This window comes from Kitasatospora sp. NPDC002522 (assembly GCF_053595195.1).
This window is the reverse complement of record NZ_JBSFXE010000117.1, coordinates 1-1,576: the sequence shown is the minus strand read 5'-3', so window position 1 is coordinate 1,576 and position 1,576 is coordinate 1. Positions and strand designations below refer to the sequence as shown.

Here is a 1,576-nt window from a genome sequence, read left to right as displayed (position 1 = left end):
ACTCCACGACCCGGTGGCCGTCCGCGCCGGCCAACCGCGGGTACCAGCCGGGGAAGGGCTCGCCCGCCGGGTGGCCAGCCGGCGCCCCCGGCACAATCATCGTCACGCCGAACACGTGGCGGCTGCCGGGCTGGACGGGTCTCTTGCTCATGGTCCTCAGACCGAGGGTGGCGTCGAACCACTGGCCGTCGGTGTTGGTGAACGTGGCCCTGTCGCCGGTGCGCTCGCCCCACAGTGCCTTGTTCGCGAACAGGTTCTGACGCGCACCCTTCGGCAGGTTGAAGTGCCTGCCGTTGACGCTGACGGTGGTCGCGCCGGCGGTGGCGTAGAAGAGTTCCGGGACGCGTTCGCGGAAGGTCTGCGGGCCGGTCGGGGCCGGTGGGTAGGTGAACGGCCGTCCGGCCTTCTCCGTCGCGAGCCGGAACTTGTACACCTCGGTCGGCTCGTCGTACGGGGTCACGTCGCCCTCGGGTGTGAAGCGGGCGCCTGTCGTGCGGGACCACTCCACGACCCGGTGGCCGTCCGCGCCGGCCAACCGCGCGTACCAGCCGGGAAACTTCTCGCCCACCGGGTGATCGGCCGGCGCCCCCGGCACGGTCACCTTCAAGCCGAACACCGTGTCGGTTGTGCCGGCCGGCCAGAGCTGCTGCGTCGCGGGCACGTCGAGGGGTTCCTCGAACCGCTCGCCGACGGCGTTGGTGAACCTGACCTTGCTGCCGACCAGCTCGCCCTTCAGCGGCTGGTGCGCGAACCGGGCATGCTCGGCCTCCGAACCCGGCAGCGCGAATGACCTGCTGTTGACGGTGACCGTGTCCTTTGACGCGGCCGCGTGGAAGGCCTTCGGGATACGTCCGAGGAAGGCGACCGCGGTGGTCCCGTCCGTGCGTCCGTCCCCGACGGCCGGAGGCGCGGACAGGAGTGCCGGCGTGGGGTCCGGGTTCGGGTCCTGGCCCGGGTGCCCGCGGTCGTCGCCGGCGTCCGCGCCTGCGTCCGTGTCGATGTCCATCGCCTGGGTGTGCCGTTCCGGCGTGGGGGGTCGGGACTCGTCCGTTTCGCGTCGGGTGGTGGGTGCGGGGTGAGGCGTGGGTCGGGTGGTGGGGGTGGTGGCGTCGTAGTGGCCCGGGGAGTGGACCACGACGGTGTAGTTCTGTTCGGTGGCGAGGTGGACTGCTTGGTCGGGTGCGGGGTAGGTGCTGGAGCCGTCGCGGTGGATCGCGGTGACGCGGCCGCTCATCCGGTCGGCGATCAGCAGTCCGGGCCCGAAGTGGCGGGCGTAGAGCACGGGAGCGGCGCTGCCGAAGACGTTGTCCCACTGCCCCCCGCGGGTGACCCTGTCCAGGGCGGTGTTCCAGGCCACGGGGTGGTCGTCTCGTATCCGCTTCAGGAGGTCCTCGTACCTGTGCTGGTTGCCGAGTTGGTCCGGGAGGGTCTTCGCCGTCAGGCCGAGGGTGTCGTGCAGGTCCGGTTCGTCCAGGAGGAGTTCGCCCAGCATGGTCGGGCCGAAGCGGAAGTCGTCGAACGCCTCCCGGAACCTGTGCGCCACCTCCTCGCGCAGCTCGGCCTCGCCGACGTGCTC

1 pseudogene is annotated in these 1,576 nt (G+C 71.3%); it reads right to left on the bottom strand.

The window, feature by feature from the left end:
* A pseudogene (locus ACWD4U_RS34745) lies at window positions 1-1,576 on the bottom strand (hypothetical protein); the annotation flags it as partial.